The 25,278-nt window shown below is 65.3% G+C and carries 24 protein-coding genes; 11 read left to right on the top strand and 13 right to left on the bottom strand.

Annotation, left to right across the window (positions count from 1 at the left end):
• Positions 1-8: 8 nt before the first annotated feature.
• The 3 genes from GWG67_RS22720 to GWG67_RS22710 are packed head-to-tail and all read right to left on the bottom strand — an operon-like array spanning position 9 to position 1,548.
• Positions 9-272, bottom strand: a complete 264-nt coding sequence (locus GWG67_RS22720) for a DUF6111 family protein (RefSeq protein ID WP_018454951.1) — start codon at positions 270-272, stop codon at positions 9-11.
• Positions 269-940: a CoA pyrophosphatase gene (locus GWG67_RS22715; RefSeq protein WP_027568565.1), complete on the bottom strand. Its 672-nt coding sequence runs from the start codon at positions 938-940 to the stop codon at positions 269-271. Before GWG67_RS22715 ends, GWG67_RS22720 begins: the two co-directional genes overlap by 4 nt.
• Positions 937-1,548: a DUF1285 domain-containing protein gene (locus tag GWG67_RS22710; RefSeq protein ID WP_275171518.1), complete on the bottom strand. Its 612-nt coding sequence runs from the start codon at positions 1,546-1,548 to the stop codon at positions 937-939. The genes GWG67_RS22715 and GWG67_RS22710 overlap by 4 nt, the downstream gene beginning before the upstream one ends.
• A gap of 280 nt (positions 1,549-1,828) precedes the next feature.
• On the opposite strand from GWG67_RS22710, the gene GWG67_RS22705 reads away from it, so the two are divergent.
• The 7 genes from GWG67_RS22705 (at position 1,829) to GWG67_RS22675 (ending at position 13,027) form a co-directional block, all read left to right on the top strand.
• The gene (locus tag GWG67_RS22705) at positions 1,829-2,827 is read left to right on the top strand and encodes a MoxR family ATPase (RefSeq protein ID WP_275171517.1); all 999 of its coding nucleotides are present in this window, start codon (positions 1,829-1,831) and stop codon (positions 2,825-2,827) included.
• The gene (locus tag GWG67_RS22700) at positions 2,827-3,771 is read left to right on the top strand and encodes a DUF58 domain-containing protein (protein ID WP_275171516.1); all 945 of its coding nucleotides are present in this window, start codon (positions 2,827-2,829) and stop codon (positions 3,769-3,771) included. The genes GWG67_RS22705 and GWG67_RS22700 overlap by 1 nt, the downstream gene beginning before the upstream one ends.
• Positions 3,768-6,581: a DUF4159 domain-containing protein gene (locus GWG67_RS22695; RefSeq protein WP_275171515.1), complete on the top strand. Its 2,814-nt coding sequence runs from the start codon at positions 3,768-3,770 to the stop codon at positions 6,579-6,581. The genes GWG67_RS22700 and GWG67_RS22695 overlap by 4 nt, the downstream gene beginning before the upstream one ends.
• Positions 6,582-6,588: 7 nt before the next feature.
• Positions 6,589-8,652, top strand: a complete 2,064-nt coding sequence (locus GWG67_RS22690; RefSeq protein ID WP_275171514.1) for a hypothetical protein — start codon at positions 6,589-6,591, stop codon at positions 8,650-8,652.
• A gap of 379 nt (positions 8,653-9,031) precedes the next feature.
• Positions 9,032-9,958 carry an alpha/beta fold hydrolase gene (locus GWG67_RS22685; protein ID WP_275171810.1) on the top strand — a complete coding sequence of 309 codons (927 nt, stop codon included), beginning with the start codon at positions 9,032-9,034 and terminating at the stop codon, positions 9,956-9,958.
• A 158-nt stretch (positions 9,959-10,116) separates the two neighbouring features.
• A complete protein-coding gene (locus GWG67_RS22680; protein ID WP_275171809.1) occupies positions 10,117-10,521 on the top strand; it encodes a DUF2946 domain-containing protein in 405 nt (134 codons plus the stop codon).
• A 148-nt stretch (positions 10,522-10,669) separates the two neighbouring features.
• Entirely contained in the window at positions 10,670-13,027 is a 2,358-nt protein-coding gene (locus GWG67_RS22675; RefSeq protein ID WP_275171513.1) for a TonB-dependent receptor, read from the top strand.
• A gap of 11 nt (positions 13,028-13,038) precedes the next feature.
• Here GWG67_RS22675 and GWG67_RS22670 read toward each other — a convergent pair whose 3' ends face one another.
• The 5 genes from GWG67_RS22670 to GWG67_RS22650 all read right to left on the bottom strand — a co-directional run bounded on the left by GWG67_RS22670 (position 13,039) and on the right by GWG67_RS22650 (position 17,060).
• A complete protein-coding gene (locus tag GWG67_RS22670; protein ID WP_275171512.1) occupies positions 13,039-14,196 on the bottom strand; it encodes a hypothetical protein in 1,158 nt (385 codons plus the stop codon).
• Positions 14,197-14,236: 40 nt separating this feature from the next.
• Positions 14,237-14,938, bottom strand: coding sequence for a class I SAM-dependent methyltransferase (locus GWG67_RS22665; RefSeq protein ID WP_275171511.1), 702 nt, complete (start codon positions 14,936-14,938; stop codon positions 14,237-14,239).
• A gap of 37 nt (positions 14,939-14,975) precedes the next feature.
• The gene (locus GWG67_RS22660; protein WP_275171510.1) at positions 14,976-15,491 is read right to left on the bottom strand and encodes a GNAT family N-acetyltransferase; all 516 of its coding nucleotides are present in this window, start codon (positions 15,489-15,491) and stop codon (positions 14,976-14,978) included.
• Between the two features lie 67 nt (positions 15,492-15,558).
• Positions 15,559-16,506: a glycosyltransferase family 2 protein gene (locus GWG67_RS22655; RefSeq protein WP_275171508.1), complete on the bottom strand. Its 948-nt coding sequence runs from the start codon at positions 16,504-16,506 to the stop codon at positions 15,559-15,561.
• 62 nt (positions 16,507-16,568) lie between these two features.
• Positions 16,569-17,060 carry an NUDIX domain-containing protein gene (locus GWG67_RS22650; protein ID WP_275171506.1) on the bottom strand — a complete coding sequence of 164 codons (492 nt, stop codon included), beginning with the start codon at positions 17,058-17,060 and terminating at the stop codon, positions 16,569-16,571.
• An 80-nt stretch (positions 17,061-17,140) separates the two neighbouring features.
• Here GWG67_RS22650 and GWG67_RS22645 point away from each other — a divergent pair, with 80 nt between their 5' ends.
• On the top strand, positions 17,141-18,022 hold the full coding sequence (locus GWG67_RS22645) for a metallophosphoesterase (RefSeq protein ID WP_275171505.1): 882 nt from the start codon (positions 17,141-17,143) through the stop codon (positions 18,020-18,022).
• Between the two features lie 128 nt (positions 18,023-18,150).
• Here the strand turns inward: GWG67_RS22645 and GWG67_RS22640 are convergent, their stop codons facing one another.
• The 3 genes from GWG67_RS22640 to GWG67_RS22630 all read right to left on the bottom strand — a co-directional run bounded on the left by GWG67_RS22640 (position 18,151) and on the right by GWG67_RS22630 (position 20,756).
• Positions 18,151-18,705: a hypothetical protein gene (locus GWG67_RS22640; protein ID WP_275171503.1), complete on the bottom strand. Its 555-nt coding sequence runs from the start codon at positions 18,703-18,705 to the stop codon at positions 18,151-18,153.
• A gap of 182 nt (positions 18,706-18,887) precedes the next feature.
• On the bottom strand, positions 18,888-19,094 hold the full coding sequence (locus GWG67_RS22635; RefSeq protein ID WP_007595122.1) for a hypothetical protein: 207 nt from the start codon (positions 19,092-19,094) through the stop codon (positions 18,888-18,890).
• Positions 19,095-19,124: 30 nt separating this feature from the next.
• Positions 19,125-20,756 (bottom strand): isocitrate lyase, encoded by a 1,632-nt coding sequence (locus GWG67_RS22630; protein WP_275171501.1) that lies wholly within the window; start codon positions 20,754-20,756, stop codon positions 19,125-19,127.
• Between the two features lie 228 nt (positions 20,757-20,984).
• On the opposite strand from GWG67_RS22630, the gene GWG67_RS22625 reads away from it, so the two are divergent.
• A complete protein-coding gene (locus GWG67_RS22625; RefSeq protein ID WP_275171499.1) occupies positions 20,985-22,430 on the top strand; it encodes a short-chain fatty acyl-CoA regulator family protein in 1,446 nt (481 codons plus the stop codon).
• 111 nt (positions 22,431-22,541) lie between these two features.
• On the opposite strand, the gene GWG67_RS22620 is transcribed toward GWG67_RS22625, so the two are convergent.
• Positions 22,542-22,835 carry an antibiotic biosynthesis monooxygenase gene (locus GWG67_RS22620; RefSeq protein WP_007607017.1) on the bottom strand — a complete coding sequence of 98 codons (294 nt, stop codon included), beginning with the start codon at positions 22,833-22,835 and terminating at the stop codon, positions 22,542-22,544.
• Between the two features lie 227 nt (positions 22,836-23,062).
• Between GWG67_RS22620 and GWG67_RS22615 the strand changes: the two genes are divergently transcribed.
• Positions 23,063-23,869, top strand: a complete 807-nt coding sequence (locus GWG67_RS22615) for a hypothetical protein (RefSeq protein WP_275171498.1) — start codon at positions 23,063-23,065, stop codon at positions 23,867-23,869.
• A 164-nt stretch (positions 23,870-24,033) separates the two neighbouring features.
• On the top strand, positions 24,034-24,381 hold the full coding sequence (locus GWG67_RS22610; RefSeq protein ID WP_275171496.1) for a hypothetical protein: 348 nt from the start codon (positions 24,034-24,036) through the stop codon (positions 24,379-24,381).
• A gap of 194 nt (positions 24,382-24,575) precedes the next feature.
• Here GWG67_RS22610 and GWG67_RS22605 read toward each other — a convergent pair whose 3' ends face one another.
• A complete protein-coding gene (locus tag GWG67_RS22605) occupies positions 24,576-25,217 on the bottom strand; it encodes a tetratricopeptide repeat protein (protein WP_275171495.1) in 642 nt (213 codons plus the stop codon).
• Between the last annotated feature and the right edge of the window lie 61 nt (positions 25,218-25,278).

Raw genomic sequence — 25,278 nt, 5'->3', positions numbered from 1 at the left:
GGCCGGTCCTATCTTTCCACGCCCGGCACGAGCTTGCCGTTCTCGACATGGGCGGGGACATAGGTCGAATCCGGCGCAGCGCCGGAGAAATGCGCAAACCCGATCAGCCCCGCGATCACCAGCACGAGCGCCGCCAGCATGAGGCGCGCGACGATGGTGATCGGCCAGGACGATTGCACGAACAGGCCGGAGCGCGTGGCGGCCAGGAACAGCGCATAGACGGCAAAGGGAACGAGGAAGATTCCGATCTCGGTCAGGATCGGCCGGATCATGATGAGTAGATCCGCTCATAGAGCACGCGCAGCATGCCGGCCGTCGCGCCCCAGATGTAGCGTTCCGCAAACGGCATCGCGTAGTAGGACCGCTCCATGCCGCGGAATTCCTTGCTGTGCACCTGATGGTTGGCCGGGTTCATCAGGAACGATAGCGGCACTTCGAACGCATCATCAACCTCGGAATGGTTGATCGTCAGCTCAAAACCCGGTCGCACCCTGGCAACCGTCGGCAGGATGCGGAAGCCGAAGCCGGTGCCGTAGAGATCGAGATAGCCGATCGGTTCGACGAAGTCTCTGGACAGCCCGACCTCCTCCTCGGCCTCGCGCAGCGCCGCATCGAGCGGCGAGCGGTCGGTCGCGTCGATCTTGCCGCCGGGAAAGGCGATCTGGCCGGCATGGTCGTTCAGATGCGCCGAGCGCTGCGTCAGCAGGATGGTCGGCTCGGGATGATCGACCACCGCGATCAGGACCGCCGCCGGCCGCACCGGCTGCTCCCGCGCGATGATCTCGAGCATCTTGTCGGTGCCGGGATCGCCCGAGGCCGGAATGATGTTGGGATCGTAGAGACCGGGCGGAACGTCGAAGCCGAGCCGCGCGGCGGAGCGGGCGAAGAAATCGGCCGCACCGATCACGGCAGGATCGTTCCTGGAGATAGGCTTGTTCAAAGCGCGGCCCTCACCTGCTCCGCATCGGCCATGGCGAAGAACTCGCCGGCCGATTCGACACCGAACATCGGCTGGCCATCGACCATCCGCTCCTCACCCATGTCAACCAGATCGTAATAGAGCGCGCGGGTGACCTTGGCCCACAGCTCGGCGCGGACGTGCAGATAGGGCGTCAGCCCGCCGTCTTTGGCCTGCTCGAAGCGCAGCCGGTGCGCCGCATCGCAGGTGACCCAGTCGTCGACATTGGTGCGGAAGCGGAGCACGCGGTGGTTGTCCTCGCCGTCCTTCTGCATTTCGACCGCCATGAACGGCGCGTCGTCGACGCGAATGCCGACCTTCTCCACCGGCGTGACGAGGAAATGCTTGTCGCCTTCACGCTTGAGGATGGTCGAGAACAGGCGAACCAAAGCATGACGGCCGATTGGCGTCCCCAAATAGAACCAAGTACCATCGGAGGCGATTCGCATGTCGAGATCGCCGCAGAACGGCGGATTCCACAAATGCACCGGAGGCAGGCCCTTTTTGGCCCCTTCGACATCGGCAGCAGTTTTGGCAGCGGCAGTCAGCCCCTCAAGACCGCGATCGGCGCTCTGCCCTTGGTTCGCCATGGTTTGCCCTGACTTTGTCATTTGGCACGATCGGTCATTTGGCACGATTGGTGCAGGTTTACGTTGTATCCGGGTGCTCGGTTCCACCCCGCATTAGTCCGGTGTGGAGGTCGCCACTTCGTGATGCCCTACATATCCCTAAGCCGATAAGGTGGGGATAGGTTAATTCAACGAATACATGGCCTTCCTGCAAGTCTAGCATAGGGCCCACGTCTTGAGTTGAGGACGTGATGACATGACGACGCAAGCGAGCCGCATGGCAGGCTGAAGGAGCTAACGGATGGCGGAGAGTGTCGAGAAGCTCGAAGACGGGATCGTCCGTTCGGCCGAGCAGGTGTCGAGCCAAATTCGCGCGGCAAAGGATGCGATCGCGTCCGTCATCTTCGGTCAGGATCGCGTGATCGAGAACACGCTGGTCACCATCCTCTCCGGCGGCCATGCGCTGTTGATTGGCGTCCCCGGCCTCGCCAAGACCAAGCTGGTCGAGACGCTCGGCATCACGCTCGGCCTCGATGCCAAGCGCATCCAGTTCACGCCCGATCTGATGCCGTCGGACATTCTCGGCGCAGAAGTGCTCGACGAGAGCACCTCCGGCAAGCGTGCCTTCCGCTTCATCTCGGGCCCCGTGTTCGCGCAACTGCTGATGGCCGACGAGATCAACCGCGCCAGCCCGCGCACGCAGTCGGCGCTGCTCCAGGCGATGCAGGAGCAGCACATCACCGTTGCCGGCGCGCGTCACGATCTGCCGAAGCCGTTCCACGTGCTCGCCACGCAAAACCCGCTGGAGCAGGAAGGCACCTATCCGCTGCCTGAAGCCCAGCTCGACCGTTTCCTGATGGAGATCGACGTCGACTATCCCGACCGCGACGCCGAGCGCCGCATCCTGTTCGAAACCACCGGCGCCGACGAGACGCTTGCGAAGGGCGCGATGACGCCTGATGCACTCATCACCGCGCAGCGACTGATCCGGCGCCTGCCGGTCGGCGATTCCGTGGTCGAGGCGATTCTGTCGCTGGTGCGCTCGGCCCGTCCGGGTCCGGACGGCGGCGACACCAGCAAGTTCATCGCCTGGGGACCGGGCCCGCGCGCCAGCCAATCGCTGATGCTCGCGGTGCGCGCACGCGCGCTGATCGACGGCCGCCTCGCGCCCTCGATCGACGACGTGCTCGACCTTGCCGAGCCCGTGCTGAAGCACCGCATGGCGCTGACGTTCCAGGCGCGCGCCGAAGGCCGCACGATTCCGGACGTGATCAAGCAGCTCAAGACACGGATCGGTTGATGGCCGCAGAGAACGGGCACGCAGCGAAGGAGATCATCGCGATCCGACGTGCCGATGGCGAAAGCCGCACGCTCGCCGCTTCGCTGCCGCGCCTGGTGCTCGAGGCCCGCCGTATCGCCGCCAACGTCATCCACGGTTTGCACGGCCGCCGTCGTGCCGGCTCCGGCGAAAATTTCTGGCAGTACCGCCGCTTCGTCTCCGGCGAGCCGTCGCAGAACGTCGACTGGCGGCGTTCGGCGCGCGACGATCTGCTCTATGTCCGCGAGCTCGAATGGGAAGCGTCGCACACGGTCTGGATCTGGCCCGACCGCTCGCCCTCGATGGCGTTCGCTTCAAAGCAGGCGCGCGAATCCAAGCTCGAGCGGACGCTGATCGTCGCTTTCGCGCTGGCCGAGCTGCTGGTGTCCGGCGGCGAGCGCGTCGGCATTCCCGGGCTGATGGCACCGACCGCGAGCCGCAGCGTCATCGACAAGATGGCGCAGGCAATGCTGCATGACGATGCCGACCGCTTGAGCCTGCCGCCGTCCTTCGTGCCCGCGGCGCTGGCCGAGACGATCGTGCTGTCGGATTTCTGGTCGCCGATCTCCGAGATCAGGACCACGCTCGCCGGCCTATCCGGCTCCGGTGCGCATGGCACGCTGGTGCAGGTGGTCGATCCCGCCGAGGAATCATTCCCCTATTCCGGCCGCGTCGAGTTCGTCGAGCCCGAGGGGTTCGGCGTGATCACCGCCGGCCGCGCCGAGAGCTGGGCGCTGGATTACACCGCGCGGCTCGCGCTGCACCGCGACCAGATCCGCGCCGAGACCAACAAGCTCGACTGGCTGTTCACGACGCATGCGACCGACCGCTCGGCCGCTGAGCTCTTGCTATTCCTGCATGCCGGCATGCAGGTGAGCAAATCGGGGGCGCGCACCACCACGATCAAGGCGGGGCCGGCCGCATGATGGGACTGCCGCTCGCCTTCACCGAACCGCTGCTCCTGATCGGCCTTGTCAGCCTGCCGGTGCTGTGGTGGCTGTTGCGCGTGATGCCGCCGCGGCCGCGCCGCATCGAGTTTCCGCCGACCCGCCTGCTGTTCGACATCGCACCGCGCGAAGAGACCCCGTCGCGGACGCCGTGGTGGCTGACCGCATTGCGGCTGCTGGCTGCGGCGCTGGTCATTTTCGCCGCCGCCGGTCCGATCTGGAATCCGCAAACAGGCGCGGCCGCGAGCAAGGCGCCGCTGATGATCATGTTCGACGACGGCTGGAGCGCGGCCTCGAACTGGGACATCCGGATCAGGGCCGCCGACGAGTTGATCGCCGGTGCCGAGAACGACCGCCGTGCGATTGCGCTGGTGCCGCTGTCGGAGCCGAACCGCGATATCACCCTGATGCCGGCGGGCGCCGCGCGCGTCGCGCTGCGGCAGCTCACGCCAAAGCCGTATTCGATCGAGCGCGTCGAGACCCTGACCGCAATCGATCGCTTCCTGAAAGCGACCGGCGACTGCGAGATCGCCTGGCTCTCCGACGGTGTCGACACCGGTCGCGGCGAGGAGTTCGTCGCTGGCCTCGGCAAGACCGTCGGCGATCGCAGCCTGACCGTGTTCGAAGGCGGCACCTCCTCAGCCCTGGCCCTGGTCGCGGCCGAGAACGCCGCAGCCAGGATGACGGTGAAGGTGCTGCGCACCGACGGCGGCATCGCCATCGGCACCGTGCGCGCGCTGGACCAGAAGTCATCGCCGATCGGCGAAGCGCGTTTTTCGTTCGGTCCGCAGGACACGGAAGCCGAAGCGTCGTTCGATCTGCCGGTCGAGCTGCGCAACGACATCACGCGGCTGGAAATCGCCGGTGAGCGCTCCGCCGGCGCAGTGCAGCTGCTCGACAAGCGCTGGCGCCGCCGCGCCATCGGCATCGTCTCGGGCTCGACCAGCGAGACCGCGCAGCCGCTGCTGGCGCCGACCTTCTATCTCACCCGCGCGCTGGCGCCGTTCGCCGACGTGCGGCTCGCCGACAAGGGCTCGCCGCAGCAGGGCATCACGCAGTTACTCGACCAGAAGCTGCCGATGATCATCCTTGCCGATGTCGGCACCATCGCCCCTGAAATCCGCGAGCGTCTCAATGCCTGGATCGATCAGGGCGGCGTGCTGGTGCGGTTCGCCGGTCCGCGGCTGGCGCAGGCCGAGGACGATCTCGTCCCGGTCAAGCTGCGCAAGGGCGGCCGGACGCTCGGCGGCAGCCTGACCTGGGAAAAGCCGCAACATCTGGCCTCCTTTGCCGCCGACGGTCCGTTTGCCGGCGTCGTGGTCCCCAAGGACGTCACCATAAGCCGCCAGGTGCTGGCCGAGCCCGACGCCGTGCTCGCTACCAAGAGCTGGGCGTCGCTGGAAGACGGCACGCCGCTGGTGACCGGCGAGCATCGCGGCAAGGGCGTCGTCAGCCTGTTCCACGTCAGCGCCGACATGCGCTGGTCGGATCTGCCCATGTCGGGCACCTTCGTCGAAATCCTGCGGCGCGTCGTCGACATGTCCGGCTATACCGCGAAGCCCGGCCCAGGCGTTGCCACTGAGGCGACCGCCGAGACGGTGGCGCCGTTGCATATCCTCGACGGCTTCGGCGCCTTCGGCCCGCCGCCGGCCGCCGCAAAGCCGCTGCCCGCGGATTATCGCGACCGCGCCACACCCGATCATCCGCCGGGCTTTTATGGTCCGGCAGAAGGACCGCTCGCCGTGAACACGCTTGCCAGCGCCGACCGTATCGCAGCCCTGAACACCGCGAGCCTGCGCGCCCGGCACGCCACCTACACCAATGCCGAGCCGCAGGACTTGCGCGGCTGGCTGCTGTCGACGGCGCTCGCGCTATTCCTGGTCGACGCCATCATCGTCGCGGTGCTCGGTGGCGGCCTCGCCGCGCTGCTGCGCCGCCGCGCAGCGCCCGCGATGATCGTCGTCGGACTGGTTCTCGCAGGCCTCGCCGCGTTCGGGCCGACGCCGTCGCGCGCGGACAGCGCGTCCGACGAGTTCGCGATGAAGGCGGTGTCGCAGACCCGCCTCGCCTATGTCGTGACCGGCAATGCCGACGTCGATTCCATCGTCAGGGCCGGGCTGTCAGGACTGACGCTGTTCCTGGCGCAGCGCACCGCGCTGGAAGCCGGCGATCCCGTCGGCATCGATCCGGCGCGCGACGAGCTCGCCTTCTTCCCGCTGATCTACTGGCCGATCGTTCCCGGCGCGCCCAAGCCGTCGCGGGACGCTATCAACAAGATCGACGCCTACATGAAGCAGGGCGGCACCGTGCTGTTCGACACCCGCGATGCGGTCGAAGCGCCGCCCGGCGCCAACGGCGCCGCGCAGACCCCGGCCATGCAGACGCTCCGCGAGATCCTGTCCTCGCTCGACGTGCCCGAGCTGGAGCCGGTGCCGCGCGAGCACGTGCTGACCAAGACCTTCTTCCTCTTGCGCGACTTCCCCGGCCGCTTCACAACCGGCCAGACCTGGGTCGAGACCTTGCCGCGCGAAGACGACGAGGACAGCGCGCAGCGGCCGGCGCGCGGCGGCGACGGCGTCTCGCCGATCATCATCACCTCGAACGACCTTGCCGGCGCCTGGGCCGTGCGGCCCGACGGCCAGGCCATGCTGCCGGTGACCGGCGGCGACCCCCGCCAGCGCGAATTCGCCTACCGCGCCGGCGCCAACATCGTGATGTACACGCTGACCGGCAACTACAAGGCCGACCAGGTGCACGCACCGGCTCTGATCGAACGGCTGGGGCAGTAGGATCTATATGAATTACGGCATCGCATTCACGCCGCTGGTTCCCGCGATCGTCCTGTGGATCGCGCTGGCCGCGATCGTCGTCATCGCGATCGTGCTGCTGCTGGCGCGGGCGCGCGGCGCTGCCGTGCGCGTGGCCGCGCTGGCGCTGTTCCTGCTGGCGCTCGCCAATCCCTCCTTCACCCGCGAGGACCGCGATCCGCTCACCTCGGTCGCCGCAATCGTCGTCGACAAGAGCCCGAGCCAGAATTTCGGTAATCGCAATCGCGAGGCCGCTCAGGCGCAGGAAGCGCTGGTCGACAGCCTGAAGAAGATCAAGGGGCTTGAGGTCCGCGTCGTCGATGCCGGACAGGCCGACGGCGAGACCGACGGCACCAAGCTGTTCGGGGCGTTGGCGTCGGCCTTGTCCGACGTGCCGGTCGACCGCGTCGCCGGCGCCTTCCTGATCACCGACGGCCGCGTTCACGACATTCCGGCCAACGCTGCCGGGCTCGGCTTCCAGGCGCCGGTGCACGCGCTGATCACCGGGCAAAAAGACGAGCGCGACCGCCGTATCGCGGTCATCGCTGCTCCGCGCTTCGGCATCGTCGGGCAGCCCCAGACCATCACCTACCGCCTCGACGACCAGGGCGTCAGCGGCGAGCGCGCCAAGGTCACGGTCCGCAGGGACGGCGAGGTCATCAACGAGCGCACGCTTTCGAGCGGCCAGGCGGCAAGCGTCGAAGTCGACATCAAGCATTCCGGGCCGAACATCGTCGAGATCGAGGCCTCGCCGCTCGAGCGGGAATTGACGCCGGTGAACAACCGCGCCGTTGTCGCCATCGACGGTGTGCGCGACAAGCTGCGCGTGCTGCTGGTCTCGGGCGAGCCGCATTCCGGCGAGCGCACCTGGCGCAATCTGCTCAAGTCCGATGCCAGCGTCGATCTGGTCCACTTCACCATTCTGCGGCCGCCGGAGAAGCAGGACGGCACGCCGATCAACGAATTGTCGCTGATCGCGTTTCCGACCCGCGAGCTGTTCCAGCAGAAGATCAACGAATTCCAGCTGATCATCTTCGACCGCTATGCCCGCCAGGGCGTGCTGCCGATCGCTTATTTCGACAACATCGCACGCTACGTGCGTTCCGGCGGCGCGGTGCTGGTCTCGGCCGGCCCCGATTACGCCTCCAACACCAGCATCTGGCGCACGCCGCTGGATTCGGTGCTGCCGGCCGAACCGGTCGGGGTGACGGAAAAGCCGTTCTACGCGCATCTGTCCGACGTCGGCAAACGCCATCCCGTCACGCGCGGCCTCGAGGGCTCGGCCTCCGAGCCGCCGCGCTGGAGCCGGTTCTTCCGCACCGTCGACACCCGCAATGCGGTCAACCCGCCCGTTATGACGGGCGTCGACGGCAAGCCGCTGCTGTTCCTGTCGCGTTTCGGCGAGGGCCGCGTCGCGCTGCTGCTCTCCGACCACATCTGGCTGTGGGCGCGCGGCTACGAAGGCGGCGGCCCGCATCTCGATCTGTTGCGGCGGATGTCGCACTGGCTGATGAAGCAGCCTGACCTGGACGAGGAAGCGTTGCGCCTGCAGGTGCAGGGCAAGAATCTCGTGGTGGTGCGCCAGACCATGGCGGACAGCGTTCAGCCGGTGAGCGTGACCTCGCCGTCGGGCGTGTCGCGCGACCTGACGCTTGCAGCCGGCGATCCCGGCGAATGGCGCGCCAGCCTGCCGGCGAGCGAGCTCGGCCTGTGGCAAGCGACCGACGGCACGCTGAAGGCGTTGATCAATGTCGGCCCGACCAATCCGAAGGAGTTTTCGGAAGTCACCTCCACCGTCGACACGTTGAAGCCGCTGACCCAGGCGACCGGCGGTGACGCCGTGCGCGTGGTCGACGGCGCCAGCGTCGAGCTGCCGCGCATCCTGCCGGTCCGCTCGGCGAGCGTCTTCCATGGTGACGGCTGGATGGGCGTGCGGATGCGCGACGCCAGCGTCGTGAAGGGCGTCGGCGTGCTGCCGATCTTTGCCGGCCTGGTCGGGCTGCTGCTGCTGCTCGGCGCGTTTGCTGCGACGTGGATGCGCGAGGGGCGCTAGGCGGCTTACGCGCCTCCCTTCGCTTCCCGTCAGTCAGATAGAATCCCCATCTCCCGTTCTTCGCCGAAGCTCCATAGCGCCTTCGGCCCCGAACTCGGTCGAATGTAGCGCTTGTGAAATCTGGGGGCGCTTCTTCCTCTCCCCTGGGCAGGCGTGTCCCTGTCCAAGCATCGCCCCCGCGGACAAGAGCAGTTCTGGACGCAGCCTTCGCAGCACTTAAACAGCGCGAGCGCTCAGTGAGAAGCGGAGTTACTCGACCGTGACAGGCCCACTTCATCCGATCAGTTCTGGAGCCGAACTAACGCTCGACCAGCGCACGTTCAGCTCGCCTCGTCAGACAACGCGCTACATCGAGTGCGGGCCGGCCGACGGACCGTTGATGATCTTCGTCCATGGCTGGCCGAGCATCGGTTTGATGTGGCGCGCTCAGATGGACGCGTTTGCCGCCGACGGTTGGCACTGCGTCGCTCCCGATCTGCGCGGCTACGGCGGCTCTTCCACGCCTGCAGCCAACGACGCCTATACCATCGAGGAAATCGTGACGGACATGGCCGAACTCCATGATCACCTTGGCGGCAAGCCTGCGATCTGGGTCGGTCACGACTGGGGCTGTGTTGTGGTTGGTCAGTTGGTCGCGCATCAGCCAAGGCGCAGCCGCGGCGTCGTGCTGACCTCACTGGCGTATCAACCCGACGGGCACGCCATGCGCACAGTCGTCCCGCTGGTCGACCGAACGATTTATCCGGTTGACCAATATCCGGACGGCCAATGGGATTACTACCGCTACTACAACACGCACTTCGAGGCGGCAGTCGCCGATCTCGATGCAGATCTGGCAGCATCGTTGGCGTCGATCTTTCGGCCAGGCGACCCCGCCGGCATCGGCAAGGTTTCGCCGAATGCGATGGTCACGCGCAATGGAGGGCGCTTTGGCGCCGCGCACCGCGCTCCGCCGACTGAGCCCGATCCGGCTCTCTGGCCGCCGGCGGACTTCGACGTGCTGGTGCAGATGTTCAAGGCTCATGGCTTCCGCCCATCCTGCGCGTGGTACCTGAACGACGACGCCAACATCGCCTATGCGCGCAAGGCACCCAACGGCGGCCGCCTGTCGCAGCCGGTGCTGTTCGTTAACGGCGACTTTGATCAGATCTGCAGCATCACCAGAAATCGCCAAGGTGACCCGATGCGCGCCGCCTGCCCGGACCTGACCGTGACGAGCATGCCCGCAGGACATTGGCTGCCGCTGGAGCGCAAGGCAGAACACATCGAGGCCATTCGCACCTGGCTCCAGAGCAAAAAGCTCTGATGCCGTAGGCCTTCAGTTGCCCGCACGACACGTCGAGGAGCCGGCTCGCGTAGGTCGGCTCGACAGCAGTTGACATCCGCAGACCGATCGGGCGATGTTACATTATAACGTCGCGGGATCAGGGGATGATACCTCGCGATGTGGGGTGGCGTTTCCAGATGAAGTGGTTCCGGTCGAATATCAGGCACGGCGCCCGGCTCGCGATCTTCGCGATGCTGGTGCAGTTCGCGCTGACGTTCGGCCACAGCCATTGGTTCGCCCAGGCCGCTCCCCTTGCCCAATCCTCGCTTCAGCAGACCGACAGCAACCAAAGTCTCGCTTCGATCGACCGCGCTGCGATCGAGAGGCAATCGCCGTTGGCTCCGGACAGGGAGCACCCGGGCGAGGACAATTGCGCGATCTGCGCATTGGTCGCGATGGCCGGCACCGTCATGTTCGCGGCGCCGCCTGTGTTGTTGCTGCCGCAGGCAATTGACCTGCTCTACCGCACCACCGACGCCGAATTCGTCCATCTGAAATCGGCCGGCACGGCATTCCAACCCCGCGCCCCTCCCGCGTCCTGACTTCCAACATCGCTTGATCACGCCCAGGCTCGCCGCTTTCAGGCGCATGCCCGGGAGACGTTGAAGTCGAATTCCGTCGCGCAGCGACGGCAGGCCGCCTCCGATCAGCAGACGAACTTGCGGACGGCGCCTGACTGGAATCAGGACCATGTCATTCAAATTGCGGCGCGCGCAGCGTCTTGGTGGAGCAAGCCTGCTCCTGCTCGGCGCCGCCACCTCGGCGCTCGCCGAGGATAAATCATCGACCGAGATCCCCGCCGTCACCGTGACGGCTCCGAGCCCCATCGTACGCAGGGCCGTGGTGCCGAACCGCAATCCGGGCCGCCCCACGCGAACCGCGCGGGCCCGCAGCCACGAACGCACCGCGGACACCACGCCGGCAGCCTCCACGCCGACCGCACCTCAGCAGGGCGTGCTGCCGATCGTCACCAACCAGTTCGCGACGGTCACGGTGGTGCCGAACGAGGAGATCCGCCGCGAGGGCGGCGGCCAGCTTGGCGATCTCCTGTTCTCCAAGCCGGGCATCACGGGCTCTAGCTTCGCGCCCGGCGCCTCCAGCCGGCCGATCATCCGGGGGCTCGACGTCAACCGCGTCGGCATCGTCGAGAACGGCACCAATGCCGGCGGCGCCTCCGATCTCGGCGAGGATCACTTCGTCCCGATCGATCCGCTCGCGACCAACCAGGTCGAGGTGGTGCGCGGGCCGGCTGCGCTACGCTACGGATCGACGTCGATTGGCGGCGTCGTCAGCGCCACCAACAACCGGATTCCGGATGCGCTGCCCTCCTGCGCTCCATCGTTCCAGGCTTACGGCATGCCGGCAAAGGCGCCGCTCGCAACGGCCGCGACGTCGCCTTGCGTCACCGCCGAGACGCGTAGCGCGTTCAGTTCGGTCGACCGCGGCGTCGAAAGCGGCGTGCTGCTCGACACCGGCGGCGGCAATTTTGCGTTCCATGCTGACGTCTACGGGCGCAACACCACCGACTACAGCATCCCGAGCTACCCGTATCTGAATGACCAGACGCGGACCGTCGCCAACGGACGCCAGCCCAATTCGGCGACACGCTCGGACGGCGCCTCGATCGGCGGCTCGTATTTCTTCCAGGGCGGCTATATCGGCGCGGCGATCACGCAGAACGACTCGCTCTACCACATTCCCGGCATCGACGGCGCCGACCACAACACGCGGATCGACGGTCACCAGACCAAGATCAACGTCAAGGGCGAGTACCATCCCGACGCTACGGCGATCGACGTCGTTCGCTTCTGGGCGGGTGCGACCGATTACCGGCACAACGAGATCGGGCTTGCCGATCCCGCCGATCCCAACACCGATGGCGTGCGGCAGACCTTCACCAACAAGGAGCAGGAGATCCGCACCGAGGTGCAGCTGATGCCGTTCAACGCGCGCTTCGCCGAGGTGACGACCGCGTTGGGCTTCCAGGGCGGCCATCAGGAATTGAGCGCGCCGAGCCCGGACAATCCGGGCACGCTGTTCAACGGCCTGTGGGACCCGAACAACAGCACGCGCGTTGCTGGATACGCCTTCAACGAGTTCAAGTTCACGGACGCGACACGGGCCCAGATCGCCGGCCGCATCGAACATGTCGAGCTGCACGGCACGACGCCGGATTTTCCCGCGGACTTCCTGCCCGACGGCACGCCGCAGACGGGCATCGGCCGCAATCCGTCCTTCACGCCGAAGAGCGGCAGCATCGGCCTGTTGCAGGACCTGCCGGGCGGCTTGGTCGGCAGCATCACCGCGCAATATGTCGAGCGCGCGCCGAAGGCGGCCGAGCTGTTCTCGCGCGGCGCGCATGATGCGACCGCGACCTTCGACATCGGCAACCCCAACCTCGGCATCGAGACCGCGAAATCCGTCGAGGTCGGCCTGCGCAAGGCTACGGGGCCGTTTCGGTTTGAGGCGACCGTCTACTACACGCACTTCAACAACTTCATCTATCGCCGTCTCACCGGCGTGATGTGCGACGAAGACTTTGCCTCGTGCGGCACACCCGGCGCCGAGGTGAACCAGGCGGTCTATTCGCAGCGGGACGCGAATTTCCGCGGCGGCGAATTCCAGTCGCAGCTCGATGTCGGAGCATTCCAGGGCGGCATCTGGGGCATCGAGAACCAGTTCGACGTGGTCCGTGCCACCTTCACCGACGGCACCAACGTGCCGCGCATTCCGCCGGTGAGACTGGGCGGCGGCGTGTTCTGGCGCGACGACAATTGGCTGATGCGCGTCAATCTGTTGCACGCCTTCGCTCAGAACAACATCGCCGTGATCGCGGAGACGCCGACGGCGGGCTACAATTTGCTGAAGGCCGAGGTCAGCTACAAGACCAAGCTCAACCCGAATGCATTCGGTGCGCGCGAGATGATCGCCGGCCTCGTCGGCAACAATCTCCTCAACGAGAACATCCGCAACTCGGTGTCCTACACCAAGGACGAGGTGTTGATGCCCGGCATCGGCGTGCGGGCGTTCGCGAATTTCAAGTTCTGAAAGCGCGATAGCTAGCCGGACTTCATCGCGCGTTGGCTGAAAGCGGCTGTTTCAGGGGCCTCTGCCTCCTCCTGAAACAGCACGGCAAACAGCAGGGTCCACAATGTCAGGAGAGAAATGGGGATCGTGTAGTATGGCGTCGCGATCGGATAGGTGAAGAAGAAGGCGAGGTTGAGCGCCAGATTGGCCAGCGTGAGCTGCGCAACGCGGCGAATGCCGTTCGCCTGCCGCAACAGCCAGATCGAGCCCACAATTCCGATGACGATCAGCAAGGTCTGGAGCGGATCGGCGAGATAGTCCCGGACCACCGAGAACGAAAAATCCAGCGGCCTGACATCGGGGTTGTTGCCATAGGTCGACGCGAACGGACTGCCGGCGTTGACGGCGTAAGACACGATGGTCGGGATCACGCCGGCCAGCAACGCGACGCCGAACACGAGCCCCTGCAAGAAGCGGGACACCGTCCGGTCCGCAAGGAACGCGACGAGGAGAAACACGCCATAGCCGGACGCCAGGAAGAGGTTGGCCAACCGGAAATCGACGGTCAATCCGAGCAGGAAGCCGATTGGCGCCAGCAGCCAGATCCCCGGTTGAGATCGCGGGCCCGCCAGCCATCGCGCCGTGAGACATCCTGCGAGCGCGCACACGACGACGGTCGGAGCCATCGAATAGCTCGCCTTGACCGGATTGACCATCAGGTAGATCGCAAGACAGCCGAACGTCCCGGCCATCAGGACCGACCTCATGCTGCGCGCGAGAGAAAGGGCAAACAGCGCCAAGCCGAGGACGACAATGGTCGCCAGCATGTACATGGGCACGACCTGGTGACCGGGCGGAAACAACGCCAACACGAGGCCGACACCCGGCGGGTATTGAATGACGACCTTCCCCGTGGCCGGCATCAGATTGTGACAGGGCGCAGCGGTCGTATCGTTCCAGTCGGGGTAGCCGATCTCCTTCAGCTTTGCTTTCTGATAGCCGTCGTCGTCGCGGGCGAGGCTGGTGTCGAAGCCCTCCACAAGCCCGAACCTCTGGAACAGATGCGCCTGCCTGAGGTAGCAGATGTCGTCATAGACGCCGCGCGCCTCGTTCCATCGCATCATGGTCCAGAAATGGCCGACCAGCACCGCGAGAAACAACACGGCGAAGACGGCTTTGCTGGTGCGCATTTTGTTCATCGGGATCATGCTGCGGGGAGGCGTCGCGGCTTCAGCGGAATGCGAGATAGAGATTGGACGAGAGCGGGCCGAGCGACAAACCGGTGTAGCCCACGGCGGCGGACTTGGGGGTGGAGGACTTGGCACTCGCAGATTTGGCAACCAGCGCGGCGAGCTCCAGCAGCCGTTTTCGCGTCATCAGAATCAGGTTCTGCTCGTCGGTCCATTCCGACTTGCCGGCGATCATGCAGGCGATCCTGAATGTGCCGTCCAGATAGTGCGCCAGCGGGATGGCCGTGTGGTGCTCGACCGGAAAGAACCTGTTGGGCACCGTGATGAACACCCGCCGCGCGACGCGGCAAAGCTCCTTGACCAGGAGCACCTGGTTTCCATGGCTGCCGGCATGCTCGAGCACGGCATTGGACGTCGCGACATCGAACGCATTGTCGTCGAACGGCAGCCGTGTATTCGGTTCGATCTGCACGTAACGGCAAAGCGGAAAAGCCGCCTTGAATCTGATTCCTTCGCCGAGCCCGCAGGCCGTGATCTTGTGCTGATGCGCGTAGCTTCTCTCCAGCACGTTTGCGCCGTCGTTGATCACGTCGGACACGCCGACATCCAGGATCTCGTCCGCCGCGGACGGCTGCATCCGGGCGATGAAATCCTGGAAGATGCGGTCGCGCGCCGCAATCAGCAGCTTTTCCGCCGTGCTCCCGGACGACACTTCCCGGTAATATTGCTGATCGACCGGCACTGCCCTACCTTCATGTGAGCTTCGAAGCGATGGCGCGTCAGGTTCGCGTCTTGCCCCAGTCGGGACCGACCGGCCCCGATACGCCTTCGAACGCGCCCTCGACGAGCTCAATGACAAGCAGCCGGTTGTAATCGACCGGGCCCGGCATCGTGACGCGTCCCTTAGGGACCTGCTTGAAGCCGACGCGACTGTAATAGGGCTCGTCGCCGACCAGCAGCACCAGGCGATGGCCCTGCGCCTTCGCATCCTTCAGCGCGCGCTCGAGCAGCAGCCGGCCGACGCCGCGGCTGCGGAACGGAGGCTCGACCGTCAAGGGCCCGAGCAGCAGCGCCGGCGTGTCGCCGACGCAGATCGGCAATTGCCGGACGGATCCGACCAGCAACGTACCGACGCGGGCGGTGAAGGATAGATCGAGCACATGATCCACATGCTCGCGGATGCGGTACGCGCTGAGCACGAAGCGGCCGGGGCCGAAGGTGCGTTCGTGCAGCCGCTCGATGGCCTGAGCATCGCCGGCGGCTTCCGACCGGATGGTGAGGGAGAGATCGTTCATCGCGTCGGCGGGATATCACCTTGGAGGGCAGCGGTCCATGGGATTGCGCCCGGCCCCGGGGGCAATTTCAAGTCCTCCCGAGCGGCGGCTGGGACAGGTAGGCGAGCATCTTCATTTCCCGCCGTCCGCGCGTCACAGTGTCGAGCACGAGCCCCGACGAAGCCGAAAGCAGCGCCATGATCATCAGACCCATGGAGAGCACGGCGGTCGGTAGGCGCGGTACGAGGCCAGTTTCGAGGAAGGTGATCACGACCGGCAGCCCGAAAGCAATCGACAGCAGCGCGAAGACGATGCCGATCGCCGAAAAGAACCGCAGCGGCCGCTCCGACCGGTTGAGCTTCAGCATCGTGTTGAAGATGCGCAACCCATCCTGCCAGGTATTGAGCTTGGAGAAGGAGCCTTCCGGGCGCGCGTAATAGGGCGTCTCGACCTCGGCGACCGGCAGCGACAATTCCAGCGCATAGACCGCAAACTCGGTCTCGATCTCGAAACCGCCGGACAGGACCGGGAAGGATTTGACGAAGCGGCGCGAGAACACGCGGTAACCGGACAGAATGTCCTTGAAGGCGTGGCCGAAGGTCGATGCCAGGAAACCGGTGAACAGCCGGTTGCCGATGCGATGACCGCGCCGGTAGGCCGCTTGCGATTGATCGACACGCAGACCGACAACCATATCCAGGTGCTCATCGAGGAGCTGGTCGATCATGCGCGACGCGCTCAGCGCGTCGTAGGTCGCATCGCCATCGACGAGCACGTAGATGTCGGCCTCGATGTCCGCGAACATGCGGCGCACGACGTGGCCTTTGCCCTGGCGCCGCTCGCTGCGCACGATCGCTCCCGCCTCGCGCGCGACCGCCGCGGTACGGTCGGTCGAGTTGTTGTCGTACACGTAGACCTCGGCCGCAGGCAGCGCCTTGCGGAAATCGGCGACGACCGTCGCGACGGCGGCTTCTTCATTGTAGCAGGGCACCAGCACGGCGACCCGAAACGGCCATGGCCTTGTCGATTCAGACAATCTTCATCCCTCGTCCCTGCGCCGACACCGCAGGCGCGGCGATTTACTAGCACAGGCCGCCATCATCGCCACGTCGCAATCAAGGGCTTGCCGTCCAGCACTTCCGCGATCCGCAGCCGCGTGCCGGGCGTGGTCCCCTCGGGCAGCGCGGTGACCGCGAAGAACCCGCACTCGGCGATCTCGTGGTTGGGCGCGGGCAGGCGATCCTGCTTGAACTGCCTGACGACGTAGACCGCGACATGGTCGCGGCGGGAGACGTGACTGTTGAGGAAGATGCCGTGCAGCACGGCGCCGCCGGTGAGATCGATATCCCCCTCCTCCTTGAGCTCGCGCCGCAGCGCCTGCTCCATGGTCTCGCCGAGATCGACGCCGCCGCCGGGCAGATACCAGCCCGTGACGTAGCTGTGCCTGACCAGGAACACCCTGGTGTCGGCATCCAGCACCACCGCGCGGACGCCGAGCGTCATGCCGCGGACCAGCAGGAAATAGGCGTGGAAGATTCGCCGCAGCAGCGGCTCGAATCTCCGTCGGACGCTGTTCAGACGTTCCGCCATCGGGCTCCCTCGATGCCGCGCTTGCACCTGGCCTGCGACCTTGCCATTACAGCGGGCGAATAGCGAGGCAATCGCGCCCCATGGCCCCCTTCACGCTCGCCCATCTATCCGACCCGCATCTGCCGCCGCTGCCGACGCCGCGGTTGATCGAGCTCGCGGGAAAGCGCGCGTTCGGCTATGTCAACTGGACGCGCAACCGTCACAAGTACCAGCGCCGCGAGGTGCTCGACGCACTCGTCGCCGACGTGAAGGCGCAAGGTCCCGACCACATCGCGGTCACAGGCGATCTCGTCAATCTCGCGCTGGAGGCGGAGTTCGCGCCGGCGCGCGCCTGGCTCGAGGGCGTCGGTCCGCCCGACCGCGTCACCACGATTCCCGGCAATCACGACGCCTATGTCCGCGCCTCCTCTCATCGCTTCGGCGAAACCTTCGCGCCCTATCTTGCGGGTGACGATGGCCGTATCGGCTTTCCGAGCCTGCGCCGGCGCGGGCCGCTCGCGCTGATCAGCCTGTCCACGGCGGTGCCCACCTTGCCGTTGATGGCGACAGGCACGCTCGGACGCGATCAGCTCGCATCGCTCGAAGAGGTGCTCGAGCAGCTCGCGGCCGAGGACGTCTTTCGCGTGCTGCTGGTGCATCATCCATTGAAGTCCGGCGCGCGTCACAAGCGGATGACTGACTCGGCCGGGCTGCTGACGCTTTTGAAACGCCATGGCGTCGAGCTGATCCTGCACGGGCACGACCACATTCATTCGACGATGTGGTTCGAAGGACCCAACCGCAACATTCCCGCAATCGGCGTGCCCTCGGCCTCCGCGCTCGCGCACGGGCACACCCCGGCTGCGGCCTACAATCTGTTCACGATCGATAAGGACAACACCGGCTGGCATTGCGAGCAGACGGTGCGGAGCCTGAGGGCCGGATTTCAGATCGGGCAGATCAAGCATGTGAAGTTGATTTAGTCTCACGCCGTCATTGCGAGCGCAGCGAAGCAATCCAGAGTCCCTCCGCGGCGGCAGCCTGGATTGCTTCGTCGCCAGCGCAAAATTGCTTCGCAATTTTGTCGCGGGCTCCTCGCAATGACGACGCCTCACCAGCTCCGCAGGGCCGCGAGCACGGCGACGCCGAACAGCGCAGCGGCGCCGAGCACGAACCCCAGCACGAATGGCCAGAAGCGCGAGCGGCGCCGCGGCGGCGCGACGTCGGGCTTCGGCTCGGGCGGGACCACCATCGCATGCTCGCGCTCGATCATGCGGCGCGCGACGTAATCGGTCACGGCCTCGACGATGACAGACGTGTCGTGCGATTCGGCGAGCACGATGCGGCCGAAGCGGGTGTCCTGCACGAAGCGGTACATCCGCTTGTCGCGCCCCATCAAGATGTGCGCGACGACGTCGATCCAGAGCCTGGGCGTATCGCCCTGGCTGATGCCGCGGTCGAACAGGTCGATCTGCTCAGGCACCTGTGCGAACAGGGGATCGAGCGAATCGTGGAGGATCTCGAGCCGCGCCACCTCGGCATCGCGCAAATCGACGACGACGCCCGTCCGGTCGGCGGCCTCGATCCGCGCGCGCAACAGCGCATCGCGCAGCCGCACCGGGCGCGGCTGGCTGGGATGGATCCCGCTGGTCTCGGGCTCTGACATTGGCGGCCTCGTCCCTCACTTGGCCGGATTAACCTATCAGCAACCAAAGTGTCCGCAAAGGCCCTACAATTCCAGTTACTTACGGTGCCCACAGGCCGTTCACCTGTGCCAAAAACAGACGGTCCCACCCGGCTTGCGCCGGATGGGACCCTCCGTCCTTGGACGTCTTCTTATCCAGGTTATCAGGCCGAGACCCGCGACGGCTCTTCCACGATCGAGAAGCGGACGCCCGCCTTGTGGCGGTTCTCTTCCGAGACCGAGCGCCAGGCGTCCTCGGCCTCCTTGCGGGTCTTGAACGGACCCTGCACCTGGGCCGAACCTTCCACCAGCTTGTGGAAGTTCATCGAGCCGAACTCGCCGCCGATCACCCAGAAATTGCTGTTGGTCATTGTCAGTCTCCTGTCGATTAGCGTGATGCGTTAGCCGAACTGGTTCATCGTGTTGTGGGCGCCGCCCGCCTTCAGGGCAGCCTCGCCGGCGAAGTATTCCTTGTGGTCGTCGCCGATGTCGGAGCCGGCCATGTTCTGATGCTTGGCGCAGGCGATACCCTGACGGATCTCGGCGCGCTGGACGTTCTTCACATAGCCGAGCATGCCCTGGTCGCCGAAATATTCCTTCGCCAGATTGTCGGTCGAGAGCGCCGCCGTGTGGTAGGTCGGCAACGTGATCAGATGGTGGAAGATGCCGGCACGCTTGGCCGAATCCGCCTGGAAGGTACGGATGCGCTCGTCGGCTTCCTTCGCCAGCGGCGTATCGTCGTATTCCGGCTTCATCAGCTCGGCACGATTGTACTTGCTGACGTCCTGGCCGGCTTCCTTCATCGCGTCGTAGACCTGCCAACGGAAGTTGAGCGTCCAGTTGAACGAGGGCGAGTTGTTGTAGGCCAGCTTCGCGTTCGGAACCACCTTGCGGATCCGGTCGACCATCTTGGCGATCTGCTCGATATGCGGCTTCTCGGTCTCGATCCAGAGCAGGTCGGCGCCGTTCTGCAGGGAGGTGATGCAGTCCAGCACGCAGCGGTCTTCGCCGGTGCCCGGGCGGAACTGATAGAGATTGGAGGGCAGCCGCTTCGGACGCATCATCTTGCCGTTGCGGTTGATGATGACGTCGCCATTGCGGGCGTTCTCCGCCGTCACTTCCTCGCAATCCAGGAAGCTGTTGTACTGGTCGCCGAGGTCACCGGGCTTGTGGCTGACCGCGATCTGCTGGGTCAGGCCGGCACCGAGCGAGTCGGTACGGGTCACGACGATGCCGTCTTCTACACCGAGTTCGAGGAAGGCGTGGCGGCAGGCCCGGATCTTGGCCAGGAACACCTCGTGCGGCACGGTGACCTTGCCGTCCTGGTGGCCGCACTGCTTCTCGTCCGAGACCTGGTTCTCGATCTGGAGCGCGCAGGCACCCGCCTCGATCATCTTCTTGGCGAGCAAATAGGTCGCCTCCGCATTGCCGAAGCCGGCGTCGATGTCGGCGATGACGGGCACGACATGGGTCTGGAAGTTGTCGATCTTCTCGATCAACTCCTTCTCTCGGGTCTTGTCGCCTTCCTTGCGGGCCTTATCGAGGTTGCGGAAGATATCGTTCAGCTCGCGCGAATCGGCCTGACGCAGGAAGGTGTAGAGCTCTTCGATCAGCGCCGGCACCGAGGTTTTCTCGTGCATCGACTGGTCCGGCAGCGGGCCGAACTCGGAACGCAGCGCCGCGATCATCCAGCCGGACAGATACAAATAGGTGCGATCGGTCTTGCCGAAGTGCTTCTTGACCGAGATCAGCTTCTGCTGGGCGATAAAGCCGTGCCAGCAGCCCAGCGACTGCGTGTACTTGGTGGGATCGCCGTCATAGGCGGCCATGTCGGCCCGCATCAGCGCCGCGGTGTAGCGGGCAACGTCGAGGCCGGTCTTGAAGCGATTCTGCAGGCGCATGCGGGCGACCGCCTCGGCCGACACCCCGTTCCAGGTCGGCTGGGTCTCCAGGAGCGACCGGGCCGCCTCGACCTCACTCTGATACGAGGCGGGGGCCTGGAGGGTGCTGATGCCACGGGGTTGGTAATTCATGTGCCTGATCCTTTCGCTGACGATGGCCACCAGCCATCGACATTCTTGACAATGCATTGCGAGATGCGTGTCAGAAGCTAAACGCGAGAAAGCTCAGCTCGTATAGTGCGCTTGTATTTGAATGGTGATGTCATGTAACATCGGTACTTGTAATAGATGTCACTTTGTAAATCTTGTAACACAGAAGGTCAGCAAGGCTGTCCTTGATGTCCCTCTGGAGGCCTGAGAATGCCCGCCGGTTCCAGCAAAAAGCTCTTCGTCGGCCCGCGCTTCCGGCGGATTCGGCAGCAACTGGGGCTGTCCCAGACCCAGATCGCCGAGGGGCTCGGGATCTCGCCGAGCTATGTCAACCTGATCGAGCGCAACCAGCGTCCGGTGACCGCCCAGATCCTGCTGCGGCTGGCCGAAACCTACGACCTCGACCTGCGCGACCTCGCGACCGCCGACGAGGACCGCTTCTTCGCCGAACTCAACGAGATCTTCTCCGACCCACTGTTCCGCCAGATCGACGTTCCCAAGCAGGAATTGCGCGATCTCGCCGAGCTCTGCCCCGGCGTCACCCATGCGCTGCAACGGCTCTATGCAGCCTATACCGAGGCCCGCCAGGGCGAGACGCTGGCCGCGGCACAAATGGCCGACCGCGACGTCGGCACCCGCTATGAGGCCAATCCGGTCGAGCGCGTCCGCGAGCTGATCGAGGCCAATCGCAACTACTTTCCGGAACTCGAGCAGGCCGCGGAGACTCTGCGCGACGAGCTGAACGTGCCGGCCGAAGAGCTTTACGCGGCGCTCGCGGCACGGCTGCGCGAAAAGCATTCGATCCAGACCCGCATCATGCCGGTCGACGTGATGCGCGAGACGCTGAGGCGCTTCGACCGCCACCGCCGCCAGCTCCTGATCTCCGAGCTGGTCGACCCGCCCGGCCGCGCGTTCCAGCTCGCCTTTCAGCTCGGCCTAGTTGAATGCGCGCAGCATCTGGAGACCATCATCGGCCGCGCCGGCCCGCTCGACGACACACCGCGCCGCCTGTTCCGCATCACGCTCGGCAACTACTTTGCGGCCGCCGTGATGATGCCCTACCCGGCTTTCCTGGCTGCGGCGGAAGCATTGAACTACGACATCCATCTGCTGGCGCAGCGCTTCAATTCCGGCTTCGAGCAGGTCTGCCATCGGCTCACGACGCTGCAGCGGCCGAACGCGCGCGGCATCCCGTTCTTCCTGCTTCGTGTCGACAATGCCGGCAACGTGTCGAAGCGATTTTCATCGGGCACGTTCCCGTTCTCGAAATTCGGCGGCACTTGTCCGTTGTGGAACGTGCACTCGACCTTCGACACGCCTGACCGCCTGCTGAAGCAGGTCATCGAGCTGTCGGACGGCACGCGCTATTTCTCGATCGCGCAGATGGTGCGCCGCCCGGTCGCGCCGCACCCGCTGCCGCAGCCGCGCTTCGCCATCGGCCTCGGCTGCGAGATCCGTCACGCCGCGCGCCTCGTCTATGCTGCCGGCATCGATCTGGAGAAAACGGAGGGCACGCCGATCGGCGTCAACTGCCGTCTCTGCGAACGGGAAAACTGCGCCCAGCGCGCCGAACCGCCGATCACGCGCACGCTGATTTTGGATGAGACGACGCGGCGGGTGTCGAGCTTTGCGTTCTCGAATGCAAGAGAGTTGTGAGGGGGCACATCTACCTCCTCGTCATTGCGAGCGAAGCGAAGCAATCCAGACTGTCTCCGCAGTGACAGCCTGGATTGCTTCGTCGCTCCGCTCCTCGCAATGACGAAGGCTTCACGCCAGCGTATGCACGATGACCGGACCCGCGGCGGCGCGGGCGTCGCCTGCAAGCAGCGCGCCCAGATCCTTCTCGATCCAGGCGATCGCACGCCTGTTCGCCTCCTCCGCCTGCTCGAACTTGTCGAAGATCGAAATCGCCGTGACGGTGTCGTCGCCGGCGTAGACGACGTAATAGGCACGGAAGCCGTCGACGTCGCTGATGATCGGAACGGCGCCTTCCTTGATACGGCGCGCCAGCTCTTCGGCGCTCCCGCTTTTCGCTTTGGCCTGACGGATGGCGGCGTACATGGCATCCTCCCTTCCGGCAATCTGGTTTGGGGCTCGTGCCCGGATCGCATGCTACGCCGAACCGCGCGGGCAATCCACGCTTGGTTAACCCGGCACTAATTGACTTCAGCGATCTGCAACCATCGATTAAGCACGCCTCAACATCGCTGCCTTAGTCTCGCCCCACTCACTTTTCGCAAACAACGGCGGCTTATTCTGCCGCGTGAAGTGACATCAGGGGGTTCATCATGCGCATTGCGTTGCTGCTGACCGCGACCATTGTCGGCGCGCTCTTTGCCAATCCAGCTCATGCCGGACCGCTTGATGCGTCCGCCGGCGCAGCGCAGGCGTTACCGCCGGGCTTCCAGAGCTATCGCGGCTACATGTTCGACCTGTCGGAGAATTCCGACCGCAAGGATGTCGACAAGCTCACCGACAATGTAAAGAGCCAGATCGACGTGGTCGAGGCTGCCGGCCTCTCGCCGCGCGTGCTGCGCTTCTTCCGCACCGTCCCGATCATCGCCAGCGAGCTGGCCTGCCTCGACGAAGGCGCCGCGACCGCCTGCTACGGCCGGGTCACGCCTGACATCCAGCGCACCGCTCCCCGCACGCTGACGGTCTGGGATCCCAACAAGCAGCGCTGGAGCAATCCGAACGCCGTCGACCTCGCGGTCGATTCCGGCCTTGGCGTGATCATGCTGCGGCCGGACATGATGCGGTACGAAAAGGAAGCCGTGCTGCTGCACGAGTTGCTGCACGCCTACCACGCGCGGCTGTTGCCGGACGGCTACGCCAACAAGGGCGTGATCGGCTATTACGCCTACGCCAAGTCCAAGGATCTCCTGCCCAAGGATTCCTACGCGCTGAAGAATCACATGGAATTCTTTGCGGTGACCGCCAGCATCTTCCTGGCCGGCAAGAGCGAATTCCACGACCCGAAGTCGCGCGAGGCGCTCAAGGAGAAGCTGCCGGACTATTACAAATATCTGGTCGGCGTGTTCGGCTTCGACCCCGATCCGGCAGAGGCAAGCGGCCCGGTCGCCTCGCTGAAGTAAGGCCAAAAACGCCAAACCGAGCCAGAGAGCCGCGCGCGCAGCGCGGCTCTTTTGTTTTGGTCACCGGAAGCTGCGGATGACGTGTGGCCGGGAATTGCCAAGGTGGGGGCCGATCTGCATAGTCCCGCCCGCATCGATACTGTTTTCGAAGAGGATAGAACAACATGGCGGACGCCGACCTGGATGTCGTGATCCGGCAACTGGCCAGACAGCTGCATACGGGCCTGATGACCCGCGCCAAGGAGCGGCGGGATCGATTCAACGGCCTTGCGGCCAAGGCCAAGAGCAAGGAGACCGGCGACCGCTTCAAGATGATGGCCAAGACCACCATGGAGCAGGCCATCGCCGCCGCCAAGCGCCTGCAGATGTCCGCCGACAACGTCGCCGACAGCTACGCGCGGTCGATGCGGATCGCCGCCAGCACACCTGTCGCGGTGAAGGTGGAGAAGAAGGCGCCCAAGGAAAAGCCGGTGAAGAAGGCGAAGAAGGCCAAAGCCAAGAAGGCGAAGTAGCGCTCACTTTCTTCCTTCTCCCCTTGTGGGAGAGGGTGGCTCGCCGGGAAGCGGCGAGACGGGTGAGGGGTATCTCTCCGCGCGTGAGCCTGCTGCGGTTGAAATCCGCGGAAACAACCCCTCATCCGGCGCTTCGCGCCACCTTCTCCCACAAGGGGAGAGGGTTGCAGCGGCGCACGCAGCTCCAGATATCTCTACCTTCCTGGCGCGGCGAGGCGGGTCGGCTCGGCGCTTGCCAGTTCGGCGAGCTTAGCGCGCGCCGCATCGCGGGTGTGGGTATCCTTGCCGGCGGGCAGTGCCAGCGCGGCCTCGAAATCGGCGCGTGCCTCATCCGCTTGGCCGCGGGCAAGGAAGGCGAGGCCGCGGTCGAGCCGAGACTGCGCATCCGAGGGGTCGACGCGAACCGCAGTGTTGTAGCTCAGGATCGCGCGATCCAGATCGCCGGTGGCGGCGAGCGCGAGGCCGCGCTGGTGATAGGGCCCGGCGTGCCTGGGATCATGCGCGATCGCCTCGTCATAATCCTCGATGGCAAGTTCGAGGTCGCCGTTCTGCCGGCGCGCCAGCGCCCGATCGCGATAGAGCGAGGCGCGGTTGGGATTGAGGTGGATGGCCTCGTCGAAATCCGCGATCGCTCGCCGCCAGTCGCCGTGGCGTAGCGCGATCCGTCCGCGTCCCTCATAGGCGAAGGCGATCAGCGAGCCGCGCAACGGCGAGAAGCCGATCACCGCCGAGCAGATGTCCGGGTCGTCCTCGTCCCCGCAATTGACGACGGTGTGCGTGGACAGGCCAATCAGCACGCCCAGGACGATCAACAATGGTACCGCAGCTTTGGTCATCTTCGACGGCGGCAGGCAAATGGCCGGCCACGCATCCCCTTTCGCAGGAACTGTCACGGCA

The sequence above is a fragment of the Bradyrhizobium sp. CSS354 genome, from assembly GCF_029051725.1.
GTDB lineage: Bacteria > Pseudomonadota > Alphaproteobacteria > Rhizobiales > Xanthobacteraceae > Bradyrhizobium.
This window is presented reverse-complemented; position numbering and strand designations above follow the sequence as displayed.